Source organism: Rhodococcus sp. MSC1_016 (assembly GCF_023667485.2).
GTDB classification, from domain to species: Bacteria; Actinomycetota; Actinomycetes; order Mycobacteriales; family Mycobacteriaceae; genus Rhodococcus_F; species Rhodococcus_F oxybenzonivorans.
Genome location: NZ_JAMOZI020000001.1, coordinates 6609217 through 6623768, shown reverse-complemented (window position 1 = coordinate 6623768; position 14552 = coordinate 6609217). Strand labels below are relative to the sequence as shown.

15 protein-coding genes and 1 pseudogene are annotated in these 14552 nt (G+C 65.9%); 4 read left to right on the top strand and 12 right to left on the bottom strand.

The annotated features are described in order from the left end of the window. Window positions 1–33: 33 nt before the first annotated feature. A complete protein-coding gene (locus L1080_RS31000) occupies window positions 34–219 on the top strand; it encodes a hypothetical protein (protein WP_250769686.1) in 186 nt (61 codons plus the stop codon). 182 nt (window positions 220–401) lie between these two features. Here L1080_RS31000 and L1080_RS30995 read toward each other — a convergent pair whose 3' ends face one another. Together L1080_RS30995 and L1080_RS30990 are read right to left on the bottom strand one after the other, a co-directional pair. Beyond that, complete coding sequence (locus L1080_RS30995) at window positions 402–653, bottom strand: DUF3263 domain-containing protein (protein ID WP_250769732.1); 252 nt, start codon at window positions 651–653, stop codon at window positions 402–404. Between the two features lie 16 nt (window positions 654–669). Beyond that, a pseudogene (locus L1080_RS30990) lies at window positions 670–1721 on the bottom strand (thiolase family protein). 301 nt (window positions 1722–2022) lie between these two features. Here L1080_RS30990 and L1080_RS30985 point away from each other — a divergent pair. Continuing rightward, a complete protein-coding gene (locus L1080_RS30985) occupies window positions 2023–3585 on the top strand; it encodes a PucR family transcriptional regulator (protein WP_250769735.1) in 1563 nt (520 codons plus the stop codon). A 97-nt stretch (window positions 3586–3682) separates the two neighbouring features. Here L1080_RS30985 and L1080_RS30980 read toward each other — a convergent pair whose 3' ends face one another. The 10 genes from L1080_RS30980 to L1080_RS30935 form a co-directional block, all read right to left on the bottom strand. Further along, window positions 3683–3931, bottom strand: coding sequence for a response regulator transcription factor KdpE (locus L1080_RS30980; RefSeq protein WP_250769738.1), 249 nt, complete (start codon window positions 3929–3931; stop codon window positions 3683–3685). 335 nt (window positions 3932–4266) lie between these two features. Continuing rightward, on the bottom strand, window positions 4267–5772 hold the full coding sequence (locus L1080_RS30975; RefSeq protein WP_250769741.1) for an aldehyde dehydrogenase: 1506 nt from the start codon (window positions 5770–5772) through the stop codon (window positions 4267–4269). Beyond that, window positions 5769–6527, bottom strand: a complete 759-nt coding sequence (locus L1080_RS30970) for a gamma-glutamyl-gamma-aminobutyrate hydrolase family protein (RefSeq protein WP_250769745.1) — start codon at window positions 6525–6527, stop codon at window positions 5769–5771. Before L1080_RS30970 ends, L1080_RS30975 begins: the two co-directional genes overlap by 4 nt. Next, window positions 6520–7227, bottom strand: a complete 708-nt coding sequence (locus L1080_RS30965) for an ABC transporter substrate-binding protein (protein ID WP_250769749.1) — start codon at window positions 7225–7227, stop codon at window positions 6520–6522. The genes L1080_RS30970 and L1080_RS30965 overlap by 8 nt, the downstream gene beginning before the upstream one ends. Next, entirely contained in the window at window positions 7224–8591 is a 1368-nt protein-coding gene (locus L1080_RS30960) for a glutamine synthetase family protein (protein WP_250769752.1), read from the bottom strand. The genes L1080_RS30965 and L1080_RS30960 overlap by 4 nt, the downstream gene beginning before the upstream one ends. A 35-nt stretch (window positions 8592–8626) precedes the next feature. Beyond that, window positions 8627–9895 carry an NAD(P)/FAD-dependent oxidoreductase gene (locus L1080_RS30955; RefSeq protein WP_250769755.1) on the bottom strand — a complete coding sequence of 423 codons (1269 nt, stop codon included), beginning with the start codon at window positions 9893–9895 and terminating at the stop codon, window positions 8627–8629. 4 nt (window positions 9896–9899) lie between these two features. Continuing rightward, window positions 9900–10091 (bottom strand): ferredoxin, encoded by a 192-nt coding sequence (locus L1080_RS30950; RefSeq protein WP_250769758.1) that lies wholly within the window; start codon window positions 10089–10091, stop codon window positions 9900–9902. 45 nt (window positions 10092–10136) lie between these two features. Next, entirely contained in the window at window positions 10137–11336 is a 1200-nt protein-coding gene (locus tag L1080_RS30945; protein WP_250769761.1) for a cytochrome P450, read from the bottom strand. Beyond that, window positions 11326–12108 carry an amino acid permease gene (locus tag L1080_RS30940; protein WP_250769763.1) on the bottom strand — a complete coding sequence of 261 codons (783 nt, stop codon included), beginning with the start codon at window positions 12106–12108 and terminating at the stop codon, window positions 11326–11328. The genes L1080_RS30945 and L1080_RS30940 overlap by 11 nt, the downstream gene beginning before the upstream one ends. Then, window positions 12057–12878, bottom strand: coding sequence for an APC family permease (locus tag L1080_RS30935; protein WP_250769766.1), 822 nt, complete (start codon window positions 12876–12878; stop codon window positions 12057–12059). Before L1080_RS30935 ends, L1080_RS30940 begins: the two co-directional genes overlap by 52 nt. 187 nt (window positions 12879–13065) lie before the next feature. On the opposite strand from L1080_RS30935, the gene L1080_RS30930 reads away from it, so the two are divergent. Continuing rightward, window positions 13066–13794 carry a FadR/GntR family transcriptional regulator gene (locus L1080_RS30930; protein WP_250769769.1) on the top strand — a complete coding sequence of 243 codons (729 nt, stop codon included), beginning with the start codon at window positions 13066–13068 and terminating at the stop codon, window positions 13792–13794. After that, complete coding sequence (locus L1080_RS30925) at window positions 13791–14531, top strand: cache domain-containing protein (protein ID WP_250769772.1); 741 nt, start codon at window positions 13791–13793, stop codon at window positions 14529–14531. The genes L1080_RS30930 and L1080_RS30925 overlap by 4 nt, the downstream gene beginning before the upstream one ends. The last annotated feature ends 21 nt before the right edge of the window (window positions 14532–14552 follow it).

Below are 14552 nucleotides of genomic sequence, written 5' to 3'. Positions count from 1 at the left end.
GTCACGTCGATCGGGCGCTGAAACCGAACCGAATTGCGGCCGCCGGCCGCCGTCGTCGGTGAGAACCAGATCTTCATCGAGCTACGGGTGGCAAACCAGGCCGCCCTGTACGAATGGTTCTCCACGTCGGCGATCCTCGCGAAGGCGACGTCCGTCGAAACCGCCCTGATCCTGCAATCCTCAAAACAGAGCGATGTCCTGTGGCCGCCGCTGGCATGAAGCGAATACTGCACGCGCGCCCACCGGCTCCCCTGTAGGCGGCGGCTCCCCCAGGACTGCCGCGGCCGGGGCGGAACACGACTAGCGAGTCGGACTGGATGCTCGACATCGGTGCGCGCGCGAATGTTTCGGAGCTGCCCACTCGGATTGTGTTTCGCCCGAACCGTGTTCGATGAATTGGGTCAGATTTGGCGGGTACCGCCACGGTCGAGCCACAGCCGGGCGCGGCACACTTTCCGCATGGCTTCGACCGTGGCAGGCGAGAGCTCCTCTGTTCTTCCAGCCGTCAGCAGCATGAGGACACGCTGGAAGAAGGCATGTGCCTTGAGGCCGAACACGATGAAGATCTCCTCATCGCTACCGCCTCCGTACAGATGCCACGACCGGACGAAGTCGATCATCGCGGCGTCGTCGACTCTGGTGTCGACCTCCATATCATTTACTCCTTCGCTACTCGTGCGGAGAGCGCAGCACGATTGCCTGCCCTTGGCCGCCGCCGCCACACAGGGCCGCCGCGCCGAACCGCCCGCCGCGGCGCGAAAGCTCGAGCGCGAGATGCAAGACGATGCGAGCGCCGGACATCCCCAGCGGGTGACCGATGGCGATCGCACCACCGTTAACGTTTACCACGGTGGGATCGAGGCCCAGTTCCCGCGTGGAGGCAATACCGACGGCGGCGAACGCCTCGTTGATTTCGACCAGGTCCAGGTCGGCCGACGTGAGACGGGCGGCCGAGCAGGCGGCCTTGATGGCCTCCGCCGGTTGGGACTGCAGGGTCGAGTCCGGTCCGGCCGGAGCGCGCCGAGCGAGTCGACACTGGCCTCGGCCCTCACTCCCTCGTCCTGGGTCACCTCGTACGTCTGGTCTTTCCGGGTGATGGTGACCGGCACGATTTCGTCATCGAAGACACCGTCCTTGGCCGCGCGAGCGGCCTTGGTGTGGGAATCTGCGGCGAAGCTATCCTGCTCATGCCGGGAGATCTGGTCGAGCGCTTGATTGCGCGTTTCGGTCAAGGCTCCCATCGGCTGGTCGGTGAGGCTGTCCCAGAGGCCGTCCCACTCGAGATGGTCGAGCAGCCGTGCGGCGCCGTACTTGTGACCGGTCCGGCTCTTCGGGAGCAGATGCGGCGCGTTGGTCATCGATTCCTGTCCCCCGGCCACGACGACGTCGAAGATCCCCGCACGAATGAGCATGTCTGCCATCGCGATCGAATTGATTCCGGACAGACACACCTTGTTGACGTTGACGGCAGGCACCGACATCGGAAGGCCGGCGGCGGTCGCAGCCTGGCGAGCCGGTATCTGACCGGCCCTGGCGGTGAGAACTTGCCCCATGACGACGTAATCGACGTCCGCAGCGGCCACGCTGCCGCGGACGAGCGCCGCTTTGATGGCTAGCGCTCCTAGGTCGGCGCCGCTGAAATCTTGGAGCGAGCCCATGAACCGGCCGACCGGTGTCCGCGCTCCGCCGATAATGACCGACTGATTCGGTTGGGCTGGCATGGTTCTCCCTCTGCTTGGCATATCAATGAGGTGGAATTCTTCGCATGGGTGCCTGTCGGGACCGATGCGGGACGAACCGGTTGGCCGCGTGGATCACGCGCTCCGCCGTCTGAGGAAAGTTACATATAATTAAACTATGTTGTCAATGTTTTAATGTGAGGTGGACTACCTGCCCACACCTACACGGTGCCGGTTGGCCCCACGCCCGACGGGCCATTCGGTAGCAGATCAGCCCCTAGAATCTGCGTGACGAGTAGTTGCCTGGCCGTGCTCGACGGGTACCGGAGGAGAGAGTGACACCGTGGCGCTCACAGTGCGTCGACTGACCCAACACAGCGACCTGGGGTTGTCACTCGTGGCAGGTCGCGAGGGTGCCGATCGTGTGATCGATTGGGCACATCCCATCGAACTAGCCGATCCGACGCCGTGGATTTCCGGTGGGGAGCTGGTCATGACGACCGGCCTGAAGATCGGCCCCACAGCGGAGGAGCAGTTCGACTACGTGGCCCGACTCGTGCAAGCCGGTACCGTCGCCCTGGCATTCGACACCGGCACGACCTTCGCGCGGGTACCCGATGGCGTCCTGACCGCCGGCGACGCCTTCGGCCTGCCAATCCTCGCGGTACCGGCCTCGACACCGTTCATCGCCATCACCCGGGCGGTGATCGACGAGTTGACCGCCGATCAGCTTCGCGGCGTTCAACGGGTGGTCGACCACCAGGAGAAGCTCGCCCGCGCGACGCTGCGCGGTGGCATACCCGCGGTCATCTCGATGCTCGGTCGGGTCCTGTCCTCGACCGTTGCCGTCATCGACTCCGACAGTCAGGTCCTGGCCGTGCACGGTGCGGATTCGGCGCGGGTAATCCGTCACGCCCGGGAGGTGGCCAGTACGGCGCGGTCGGCGTCGGGCCGGAGGCGTCCGACGAGCAAGGTCGTCGCCGACGATCACGGATACTGCACAGTGCAGACTGTCTCGGCGGCACAGGATCTCCACGGCTACCTCGCTGTCAGCTCCGACGACCTCCTGTCTGCGTCCGACCGACTGCTCGTCGCCCATGCGGTGTCCTTGGTATCGATCGAATTGGGCAAGCCCGCCAAGGTCGTCGATGCCGAACAGCGACTGCGGGCGGTGGTGACCCGAGCTCTGCTCGATCTCGGCGGCAACCTCGATGTCAGCTTGCTCCGATACTTCGGGTTCGACACAGACTCGCAGGTGGTCGCGCTCGTACTGACCAACGTCGGCCCGCTGCTCTCTGCCGAACGGCAAGTAGTCGCGGCGCTGACCGGGCAGTCCACGCCGTACCTGATGGTGCCGACCGAGAACGATTTGATCGTCATCGTCCCGAATGAACGCTCCCCCGAGGTGGCGCTGCACCTACAGCAACAGGTAGGTGCTCAGCTGGAACGCCCACTGGGAGGTGGTCGGGGTCTGCCCACGCCGATCTTCACCGCCGCGTTGAGCGTGCGGCAGGCGACCGCCGCGGCCCGTGCCGGGCGTCTGCAGACCGATCGGATCACGGACTTCGCCGAACTCGGCACCTTCTCCTTGCTCCTCGGCAGCCAGAGCCCCGCCGAACTGCGCGCTTTGGAACAGTCCATGCTCGCCGCTGTGGACACCTACGATGCCGCACACCCGGCGTCGAGCAGTTTGGTGTCCACCCTCACCGCGTTCCTCGAGCACAACGGCCACACGGAGACGGCGGCGGCGGCGCTCGGCGTTCATCGCCACACCTTGCGTAATCGGCTCGTCAAGATCGCCGAACTGACCGGGCGGGAGCTCGACTCAGCCTATGTCCGGGCCGAACTGTGGGTCGCCGTCCAGGCGCGCGAACTCCTTCGAACCATGGGGGAGGAAGGACGCTGACGTCGCTCGGGCGTGTGGCAGGGGACGAATCGGTAACCCTTGGGGGCCTGGGTCACAAGGTGGTTCGGGTGTCGGTGCACGTGCTGTCCGTCTCTGTTCACGGTCTGGCGCCGATGTCGACCGAGAACAAGCCGGCGTCGATGACGGGGTCGACCGGTGGGCGGGGTGGGCGACGGCGGTGCACAGCGTGCAGGCGGGCTGCGAGTTCGCTGATTGCGCACGGCTCGGTCCTGTAGTCGTAGGCGCCGTGATCGAACGCGTCGACTATGGCGCTGACCTCGTCGTTGTCGGAGAGCACAACGACCGGCGCCGGCGTCCAAGCTCGCAGCTGTTCGAGCTGGCCCATGTGATTCGGTCGGTGGAGGTCCAGTGAAGCAGGATGACATCGGGACGCAGGGAGGTCACCGCCCGGATAGCGTGGTCTCCCGTACGGATGTCGCCAGAGTGTGGCCATGGTGGCCTAATGCCTGGTGCAGGTATCGGAGCAATTCGGAGCTCGTGCCGATCGCAATGATGTTGGTCACGCGAATTCCGTACGGTTAGAGCGTGTCCGTGCATTTCACCACTTCACAAACTGGCCTGGCGCGGCCGGCATGGTGCTGGGGATGTCGGTGGGGAGGGTTTGGTAGGGGATGCACGCCGGCGACGGTGGCGGCGTGCATCCCCGGCCCGAGCTCGGTTCTACAACTTCATCCAGGTGCTCTTGAGCGTGGTGTACTTGTCGAGCGCGTGGAGTGATTTGTCGTGGGCACCGAACCCGGACTGCTTGTATCCCCCGAACGGGACGGTGAGGTCGCTGCCGTCGTAGTTGTTGACCCACACCGTTCCTGCGCGCAGCGCACGCGAGACGAGGTGTGCGTTCGACAGACTGTCGGTCCACACTGCCGCGGCGAGACCATACTCCGTGCTGTTCGCGATCCGCACACCCTCGTCGAGGTCGTCGAACGTGAGGACCGACAGCACCGGGCCGAACACTTCCTCGTTTGCAATCGCCATTTCCGGGGTGACGTTGTCGAAGATGGTGGGCTGGACGTAGTACCCGCCGGAGTCGATCCTCGCCTGTGCCCCACCGGTGAGGGTGGTCGCGCCCTCGTCGGTGGCTGTTGCAATGTATCCGAGGACGCGGTGCAGGTGCTTCTCTTCGACCAGTGCGCCGACGGAGGTCTGCGGGTCCAGGGGATCACCGACCGTCATCTTGGTGGTGGCCCGGAGCAGGTGCTCGATGAGTTCGTCCTTGCGGGATCGATGAACGACGAGCCGAGAACCGGCCGAGCAGACTTCCCCCTGGTTGAAGAAGATCCCACTCGCAACGGACGCCGCGATGTTGTCGAGTCCGGTGGCGTCCTCGAGGACCAGTTGGGCGCTCTTCCCGCCGAGTTCGAGGGAGACCTCCTTCAGGTTCGAGTCGGCGGACGCGCGCAGCAGGGTCCGCCCGACCGGGCCGGAGCCGGTGAAGGTGATTGTATCGATGTCGGGATGAAGACCGAGCGCGGCCCCGGCGGTGGCACCGAAACCGGGGACGACGTTGAGGACACCGTCGGGCAGGCCGGCCTCGGCGGCGAGTTCGGCGAGCCTGATCGCGGTCAGCGACGACGCTTCGGCCGGTTTGAGCACCACGCTGTTACCGACCGCGAGGGCGGGGGCGAGTTTCCAGGCCGCGAGCATGAGCGGGAAGTTCCACGGCACGATCGCGGCGACGACACCGTAGGGCTCGCGGGTGATGGTCGCGAAGGTGGTGCTGTCGGTCGGGGCGACCTCGTCGTAGCGCTTGTCGATGGCCTCGGCGTAGAAGTCGAAGCACTGCACCGTGACCCGGATGTCGACGGCGCGGGCGTCGGCGACCGGCTTGCCCATGTCCAGGGACTCGAGCAGGGCGAGTTCGTCGGCGTGCTGCTCGATCAGCCGCGCGAGGGCCGCCAGCACCCGGCGGCGGTCGCGGGGATGTTGCTTGGCCCAGCGGCCGTCTTCGAAGGCGCGGCGCGCGGATCGGACGGCACGGTCGATGTCTTCACGGTCGCCTTCGGCGATGGTGGTCAGGACCTGGCCGTCGCGGGGTGAGATGCAGTCGAAGCGTCGGCCGGCGAGGGCGGGCACAAAGGTGCCGTCGATGAAGACATCGGTACGCAGGGTCAGGTTCCGGGCCGTCTCGAGCAGGCGATCCACCTCGGTGGGCACGGTGGCGGTCATGGTTGGTTCTCCTTCGTTCGGACGAGGGCGCGGCCGAGCTCGTCACGTCGTGCCCGGGTCAGGCGAGCCCGCTCGACCGTGGCGTCGAACAGTGCTTGTTGGTGCGGTGCGGTGTCGGCGTTGTCTTCGGGGTGCCACTGCACGCCGAGCATGGGGGCACTTTCGTGCTCGAGTACCTCGATGCAGCCGTCGTCGGCGCGGCCCACGACCTGCAGCCCGGCGCCGAGCCGGTCGACGGCCTGGTGGTGGTAGGAGGAAACCTCGAACACACGGCCGCCCATCGCCTGCGCGACCACCGAGCCCGATTCCATCCAGACCTGATGCATACATTCGCGATGCCGGATGTGGCTGTCTGGCAGGTGCTGGACCAGGGTGCCGCCGAGCGCCACGTTGACCACTTGCATGCCGCGGCAGATCGCGAGGAACGGCAGGCCCAGCTCGATTACCTCTCGCGCGGTCGCGAGGTCGAACTCGTCCTGCACCACATCCGATGCCTCCGTGCGGGGGTCACGCTCGGCGCCGTAGGTGGCGGGGTCGAGGTCGGCGCCGCCGGGCAGGACGACACCGTCGAACGGTGCCAGTCGATGGCTGATACCCGGCCCCGGGGGCACGATGACCGGATCACCCCCGGCCCGGAAGATCGCCTCGAGGATCTTGTCGGCGGCGACCGTTCCGGAGCGTCGCAGACCGGCAATGGAGGCAGACCTGATGCCGGGGACGGCGATCAGCGGCCGGGCCTGGTCGATCTCACTCATCGGCGGTGAGCGGGAAGGGCAGCGTGGGCATCCACCGTGCCCACACAGCTGCGAGGGAGCCGTCGGCGATGACCTTGTTCAGGGCGGCGTCGAGGTCGGTGCGGAGGGCGTCGTTGCCCTTGGCGACCGAGACGCCCCACCGGTTGCGGGTGGCCACGGTGAAGGCCACCGACAAATCAACCTGTTCGCCCAGCGGCACGAGGGCGACGTCGTCGTCCACGACCGCGTCGACGTCGCCGTTGCGCAGGGCCTGCACCATGTCGCCGAGCACGTCGTCGGTGGCACCGTCGAAGGGCACGGTGGTCACGCCGGTGAACGTTTCGGCGAGGGCGAGGTTGGTGCTGCCGGCGATGGCCCCCACCCGCTTTCCGGCCAGACCCCGTTCGGACCCGATGCCGCTGTCGGCGAGCACGAGCACCGATTCGTCGAAGATGGCATAGGGACGGGTGAAGTCGACCAGTTTCGCCCGGGTCGGGGTGATGCCCTGGCCGCACCAGATGCCGTCACCGCGGCCCTCCTGCAGGGCGGGCACCATGTCGCTCCAGGAGGTGACGACCCAGCGCACCGTCTTACCGAGCACTCCGGCGACCAGTTCGGCGGCGGAGGGTTCGTAACCGGTGCGGGTGCCGTCGGGGGCGGCCTTGTCGAACAGCGGGGGTGCGGGCAGGTCGACGCAGATCAGTCTCAGTTCGTTGCTCACAGGAACTCCAGGTACATGTCGCGGTCGAAATCGGTCACGGCACCGCAGGCGCGGGCCCATTCGTCGAACTTCACGGCCGAATACTGGTCGGCCAGTTCGGGGGCGAGGCTGCCTCGGATGACGTTGTTGCCGTTGAAGGCCTTCACCGCGTCCCCGAGGGTCAGCGGCAACGTTTCGTAGGTGTCGTCGCCGTAGCTGCTGCCGACCTGAGGGTCTCCCGGATCGATGGCGTTGTCGATGCCGTCCTTGATCGCGGCGAGCAACACGGTGTGCGAGAGGTAGGGGTTGACGCTGGCGTCGGGGATCTTGTACTCGAGCCGGCCGACGGCGGAGAGCCGGACGGTGCAGGTCTTGTTGTCCATGCCCCAGTTGACGGCGGTGGGTGCGAACTGGCCACCGTCCCAGAATCGCTTGTAAGAGTTGACGGTAGAGGCCATGATCGCGATCGACCCCGAGGCGTGGGCGAGCATGCCGCCGAGGGCGTGCTGGCCGATCTTGCTCAGGTGAAGTTCGCGTCGACCCGGCTCCTCGAGGACGTTCTCGTCCCCGTTCCAGAGGCTGACGTTGTGGTGGCAGCCGTTACCCATGGAGCCGGTCGCAGGCTTGGGCATGAAGCTGGCGATCACCCCGTGTTCCTTGGCGACCTGATGGCAGATCTGCCGGTAGGTGATCAGGCGGTCGGCGGTGTCGGTGCACCGGTCGAATTGCCAGTTCAGCTCGAGCTGCCCGGGATCTTCGTAGTCTCCCTCGATCATGTCGAACCCGAGGGCGTGGGCGTAGGTCATGATGCTCTGGTAGATCGGGCGCATCAGTTCGAGGTTCGCGGTCTGATAGGCGGCGCTGCCACCCGGACGGACCTTGACCTCCATGCTCTCACCGAGCCAGGTCATTTCCGGTTCGCAGCCGCTCTTGAGGACCAGCCCGGTGTCGGCGGTGAACTGGTTGTGCGCGCGGATGAGGGTGCTGCGGGTGTCGGTGGCGAGGTAGTCGCCGCCGACCTCGGGAATGTGGTCGGGTTCGTAGGTGGTGCAGAAGAACCGTGCGACGGTGGTGTCCCAGGGCAGCACCGCGAAGGTGTCCAGATCGGGGATGGCGGTGAACTCGGGCGCGTCGACGCCGCCACCGAGCAGCTGCCCGGTGCGGTCGGTGTGCAGATCGACCATGGCCGTGCGGTGAAATTGCACGCCCTTGACCAGGTTGCGGCGCAGGTGCCGGGCGGGGACCACCTTGGCGACGGTACGGCCGGTGAGGGTCACGACCTGGTAGTAGATGTATTCGACACCGGCAGAGGCGATCTGCTTCTCGATGTCTGTGATCCGGGCATCCGACGAATTGAGTTCTCGGTGCTGATCCAATGAGGTCATCGGATGTCTCCTTGTGGTGTGGGTAGGTCGCGGGGTCAGGATGTGAGGACGGCGGCGCGGGAGATTTCGACGGCCTCGCGGTACTTGCGGGCGGTGACCGGCGAGGGTGAGAGCATGACTACTCCGACCAGCCGGCTCCCCTGGTAGTAGCCGACCACGGTGCCGTCCAGGGCGGACGGATCCTGATCGACCGGCGCCGCCAGGTCCCCCTCGAGCACCGAAACTTGGTCGGCGTCGCCGGGTGAGCCGTAGCCCTGCAGCCGCAGCCCGAACTGGTCACTCCAGAACGAGGGCAGCGGCGAGAAGGGGATGTCCGGGCAGGGCTCGTCGCTCAACTGTGCGATGAGCGTGGCTGCGGCGCGTTTGGCGGTATCGGTGGGAATGCACCAGTGTTCGATGCGCCGGGGGATGTTCCCGGTCGCGGGATCGGGGAACCGGGCGATATCGCCGACGGCGACGACGCCGGGGCAGGATTCGACGCGCATGTGGTTGTCGCACAGGACACCGTTGCTCAGATCGAGGTCGTTGCCGTCGAGCCATTCGACGTTCGGGTGCGAGCCGACCGATTCGATCAGCACGTCGGCGCCGAGTCGGGTGCCGTCGGTCAGGATCACCGCGGACAGGCGGCTGGGATCATCGGCACCGCCTACCGCTTCTTCGACCGACACCCCGGTATGGACATGCACGCCGGAGGCTTCGTGGACTCGGCGCAGGGCATTGCCGAACTCCTCTCCGAGGGGGCGGATCATCGGGACGGCCATCGGCTCGACGATGTGCACCTCACACCCGAGCTTGCGGGCGGTCGCCGCGGTCTCGCAGCCGATGAATCCGCCGCCGACGACGATCACCCGGGTTCCCGGCTGCAGCTCTGCGCGCAGTCCGATGGCGTCGTCGAGGGTGCGGATCACATGTCGCCCGGACTGCGGGCCGGGCAGGTCCAGACGCCGGGGGCGCAGGCCGGTGGCGACGACCAACCCGTCGTAGTGCAACACCTCACCATCGGCGAGGGTGACGGTCTTGGCCGTCAGATCGCTGGAAACGGCGGGGGATCCGAGTCGCCAGCGAACATCGGCGATACTCTTGCGCTGCCGGAAGGCAACCGAGGAATGCCAGTGATCAAGCGTGGAGTTCTGCTCGTCGCGTTCGGCGGCGAGCACGTCCTTCGACAGCGGCGGCCGGTTGTACGGCATGTGCTTCTCGTCGCCGACGATGGTGACGACTCCATCGAACTTGTTCGCGATCAGCTGTTCGGCCGCTCGGAGACCGCCCATCGATCCACCGACGATGACAACGTGCGACGGCATCGGTTCAGCTCTCGTCGAGGAAGATCGCTTGCACGGGGCAGACGTCGGCGGCCTCTTCCACCTCGTCGCGCTGGGAGTCGTCGGGGTGCTTGTCGTACACAAGCTTCCCGTTATCGTCCATCTGGAAGACCTTGGGCGCGGCGATGGCGCACTGCCCGTGGTCCTGGCACATTCCGTAGTCGACGCGAACGTCCATTTTCTTTTACCTCTCTTACCGAAAACGAAGTGATGGTGGTGCGTGTCAACCGCGCTCGAACGCGATCGGCAGGAAAATCGGGCCGGTGTTGCCGCTGAGCGGCAACCAGGTGGCGATCCCGTCGATGGTCGGGTTCTTCAGCCGCTGGGCCAGCAGGGGCAGTGCCTCGCTCATGTCGCTGCGGGCGACGAAGTGGCCGAGGCAGTGATGCGCGCCGCCACCGAAACCGAAGTGCGGCACCCGCTGAGCGGTCAGGTCGAAGGGCTCACCCTCGATCACTCGCGGGTCGGTACCGGCGGATTCGGACAGCAGGTGGATGGTGGTGCCGGCCTTGATCTCGAGACCCTGGTACTCGAAGTCCTCGAGCGCTTCGCGGGTCACCCAGGTGACGGTCGGATTGACGCGCATGACTTCTTCGACCGCCGCCTTGCCCAGCTCGGGGCGTTCGGCGAGCAGCTTCCACTGGTCCGGGTACTTCATGAACGTTTGCAGGGCCAGGCCCAGCTGGTTGCGGGTGGTGTCCATCCCGCCGAAGATCAGCAGAACCAGCGACACGCGCAGCTCGTCGTGGCTGAGGTGTTCACCGTCGCGTTCGGCGAGGACGAGCCGGCTGACGAAGTCGTCGCCCGGGTTGGTGCGCCGGTCGGCGATCAGTTCGTCGGCGTACTCGTAGAGCCCTTCGAGCGCGGCCTCGACCTTGGGGAGATCCTGCTTGAGCGTGACGCCCAGGGCCAAGCCGATGTCGTTGGACCAGGCGGCGATCTTCTTCCATTCACCCTCGGGGATACCGAGCATGATCGCGATGACCCGGGCCGCGTAGGGCTCGGCGAACTCGGAGGCGAAGTCGCAGCGGCCGCGCTCGTAGAATCCGTCGATCAGCTCGTTCGCGAGCGCCTGGAATCGGGGCACCAGGCCGCCGATCAGTTTCGGGGAGAACGCGGGGTTCATCAGTCGACGCAGACGATGGTGGTCGTCGCCCTCGAGGTTGAGCAGTGCACTCGACCACCAGTGCGCGAACGGGCCCTCATTGACTCCGTTGTGCGCCGGCCACGCCCAGCTTCCCTGCCGCAGGCGCCGGTCTTTCATCAGCTTGCTGACCTCGTCGTACCGCAGGACGGCGAGTCCGTAGCTGGTGTGGGCGAACCAGCTGGCCTCGCGCGCCTGACGGACGGCATCGGACTGCACCGAGAAGGTGGGGTCGGCCAGGTTCAGAAACGGCGCGTCGGTCAGTTGATCAGTGGACATCGGTGGCTCCTGCGGGTTCGGGCTGCGGTTCGGTCGCAGTGGAGTTGGTGGGGCTGGGACGCTTGCGGATTGCGTCGCCGAAGGGGGCGGTTCCGTTGTTGTGGGAACGGGCGAGCACCATGTAGAGCACGCCGGATCCGATGACCGCGGCGCACAGCAGGGCGACGATGTAGTTGTCGTACCAGGCGGCGTCGGGAGTGCGCGGCCAGCTGATGTTGATGATGGCGGCGACGCCGTAGACCAGTGCGCCGATATTGACCGGCATGGCCCACTTGCCCAGTTGGTACTTCCCGTTCGGGATCCAACCCTTGACGCGGGCCCGCAGTGCGGCGAAGACCACCATCTGGAAGGCGATGTAGATGCCGATGGCGCCGAAGCTGATCAGCTTGGTCAGGGCATCGGTGGACACTGCCGACCCGACGATCAGGATGCCGGGGACGACGGCGGCGAACAGCAGCGCGTACGGCGGGACGGCGCGGTGATGGTCGAACTTCGACCAGAGCCGGCTGCCGACGATCATCCCGTCGCGGGCGTAGGAGTAGATCAACCGGCTCGCCGCCGCCTGCAGGCTCAGCGCACAGGAGACGAACGAGATGAGCACGACGACGATCACGATCTTCGACCCCACCGGACCGAACGCGTCGCTGAGGATGGTCGCGACCGGATCCGGGTCCTCACCGCTGATGACGGCACCGAAGTCGACCACGGACAGGATCAGGCTCAGGCACACGAAGGTTGCCGCGGCGCCCCCGATGTAGATGGTGCGGCGCATGGACTTCGGATCTGGATGCCAGGATTCTTGACCTCCTCGGCGACGTCGCCGCAGGCCTCGAAACCGTAGTACTGGAAGACACCGATCAGGCTGGCAGCAAGGAACGCGTACAAAAAGCTGTGTGAGCCCTGCGCCCCGAAGCTGTCGAAGAGAGCTCGCAGGCCGTGGTGGCGCTCGGTGACCAGCAGCCAGATTCCGACGACGAGGGCGCCCACCAGTTCAGCGGCAAAGCCGAAGATCGCGGCGTAACCCAGGATCTTGGTGCCACCCAAGTTGATGACCGTGGCAAGGATCAGCACAGCGAGGGCGCAGACGATGGTGGTCGTCACCGACGGGGTGAACCCGACCACGGTCGCCACGAACGGACCCGCCCCGTAGGCGACGCCGGCGATCGTGGCGAGCAGGGCGAAAAGGTACACCCAGCCCGTCATCCACGCCCACTTCCGTCCCCACAAACGGCGGGCCCAGGGATACACGCCACCTGCGACGGGGAACTGTGCGACGACCTCGCTGAACACCAAGGCCACCAGGAACTGGCCGACACCCGCGATCAGCAGACTCCAGATCATCGGCGGACCGGCGGCGACCAGCGCGATCGCGAAGACGGTGTAGATGCCGACGACCGGAGACAGATAGGTGAAGCCGAGGGAGAAGTTGGCCCACAGGCTCATGTCTCGTTTGAACTCGGACTCGAAGCCGAGGGCGGCAAGTTGGGCATCGTCGGCGGAAAGGGCGTCGTCAGGACGCGGGGAGGGAGGTATCTGGGACACGGGACTCGTTCTTTCGGTCGGGGGTACCGCGGGCCGTGAGAGTTGAATGTGCGGTTTTTGTGGGGCCGGTCACATCCACATCGTAAACATATAGAGTAATAGTTCATATTTCAAGGGGCCAGGGTTACGATCGTGTTAGCTCTACGACCTCAGGGGGTAAGCGGTGGCGCTCGACCAGCTTGGAGGCTTGACTGCACTCGGTGCTGTTCTCGCCCCACTCGACGGCGGTGGCCCTCGCACGGATGCGGTTGTGCAGCGCATTTCCGCAGCTATCGGGCTCGGTGTGATGGTCGACGGTGAACAGTTGCCCCCCGAATTGGACCTCGCCGGTCAGCTCGGGGTGTCCACGGTGACTCTGCGGGAGGCCTTGGCGGTGTTGCGCAACCAGGGACTGGTGCACACCAAGCGCGGACGCGGCGGCGGCAGCTTCGTCAGAGCCTCCGCCGACATCGTCCAGAGCAATTCCCTGAGCCGCCTGCAGCAGCTGAGTGTGGAGGAACTGCGGGACATCGGCGACGAACACTTCGCGGTCTCCGGCGCAGCAGCCGCCCTGGCGGCCCGCAGAAGCCTGAGCACCGATGTGACCCGCCTGCGGGGGCTGGTGACCAGGATGCGGGAGACCGGCGACCCCTTCGAGTGCCGACGGGCCGACAGCCGTTTCCACATCGAGGTCGCCGTGAGCTCACAGTCCTCACGGTTGACCCGAACCGAGGTCGAATTGCAAGCTGAGATGTCGGCATTGATCTGGCTCCCACAGCTAGCGGTCGATCCAGCCGAGGAAGCCGACACCCACCACGTCCTGGTGGATGCTATCGAGGCCGAAAACCCGGATCTCGCGCGGGAATTGGCAGAATCTCACAGCGCTGCCCACATTCGACGCCTGATCAGATTACGTATGGAGCTGAGGAACGAATGAGTCCAGTCGATGACCCGCGGCTGCCGGCAACAGCCGACTCGGTCGGGGAAGCGGCGACAGACCTTGTCGAGGTGATCTACGGTTCCCTCGTCTCGATCGGTGATGCCCTCATCGAGCTGTGGACCAGGCTGCAGACCGACGGAACGGCACCGAGATCGACGGACCTCGAATCACTCAAGAGCAGCGTCGTCGGCGAACTCGCCGCCCGCGGCCCGCTGTTCAACGGTGCGGGAGTGGTCATGGCCGACGGGAGCCTGGCCGATCGGCAGCGCTACCTAGAATGGTGGCGCGCCGACCGCGGCGACGGACCTACCTCGCAGCGGCTGGTACTCGACCTCAATCCGCGCAGCGAGTACTACTACGACTATTCCGACATGGAGTGGTTCGTGATACCGCGGGATCGGAACGAGAAGTGGGTGTACGGACCATATCTCGATTACACCGGTGTCGACCTGTACGTGTGCACCTTCGCGGTGCCGGTCAGACTCGGCGACGGAACCTTCCTCGGTATTGCCGGTGCCGACGTTCCGGTGTCGAGTATCGAATCGACCCTGTGGCCGCAGCTGCGCCGCGCGGGGTCCGGTCTGGTCCTGGTCAATGCCGACGGTCGGGTCATCGTGGGAAACGACCCGGATTACATCACCGGATCCAAGGTCCCCTCCCGGGCCCGGTCGGGCGTGGCTGTGCCGGTGCGGGCCACTCCCTGGGCGCTGGTACCGCTTCACCCGGCGGACTAGACCCGAGACGCCAATCGCAGA

Bases quoted from the DNA above. Each gene is read 5' to 3' on its own strand.
- L1080_RS30970 (WP_250769745.1), bottom strand. From the start codon at position 6,527: ATGAGTGAGATCGACCAGGCCCGGCCGCTGATCGCCGTCCCCGGCATC.
- L1080_RS30950 (WP_250769758.1), bottom strand. From the start codon at position 10,091: ATGGACGTTCGCGTCGACTACGGAATGTGCCAGGACCACGGGCAGTGC.
- L1080_RS30945 (WP_250769761.1), bottom strand. From the start codon at position 11,336: ATGTCCACTGATCAACTGACCGACGCGCCGTTTCTGAACCTGGCCGAC.
- L1080_RS30995 (WP_250769732.1), bottom strand. From the start codon at position 653: ATGGAGGTCGACACCAGAGTCGACGACGCCGCGATGATCGACTTCGTC.
- L1080_RS30960 (WP_250769752.1), bottom strand. From the start codon at position 8,591: ATGACCTCATTGGATCAGCACCGAGAACTCAATTCGTCGGATGCCCGG.
- L1080_RS30925 (WP_250769772.1), top strand. From the start codon at position 13,791: ATGAGTCCAGTCGATGACCCGCGGCTGCCGGCAACAGCCGACTCGGTC.
- L1080_RS30975 (WP_250769741.1), bottom strand. From the start codon at position 5,772: ATGACCGCCACCGTGCCCACCGAGGTGGATCGCCTGCTCGAGACGGCC.
- L1080_RS30980 (WP_250769738.1), bottom strand. From the start codon at position 3,931: ATGGGCCAGCTCGAACAGCTGCGAGCTTGGACGCCGGCGCCGGTCGTT.
- L1080_RS30955 (WP_250769755.1), bottom strand. From the start codon at position 9,895: ATGCCGTCGCACGTTGTCATCGTCGGTGGATCGATGGGCGGTCTCCGA.
- L1080_RS30940 (WP_250769763.1), bottom strand. From the start codon at position 12,108: ATGCGCCGCACCATCTACATCGGGGGCGCCGCGGCAACCTTCGTGTGC.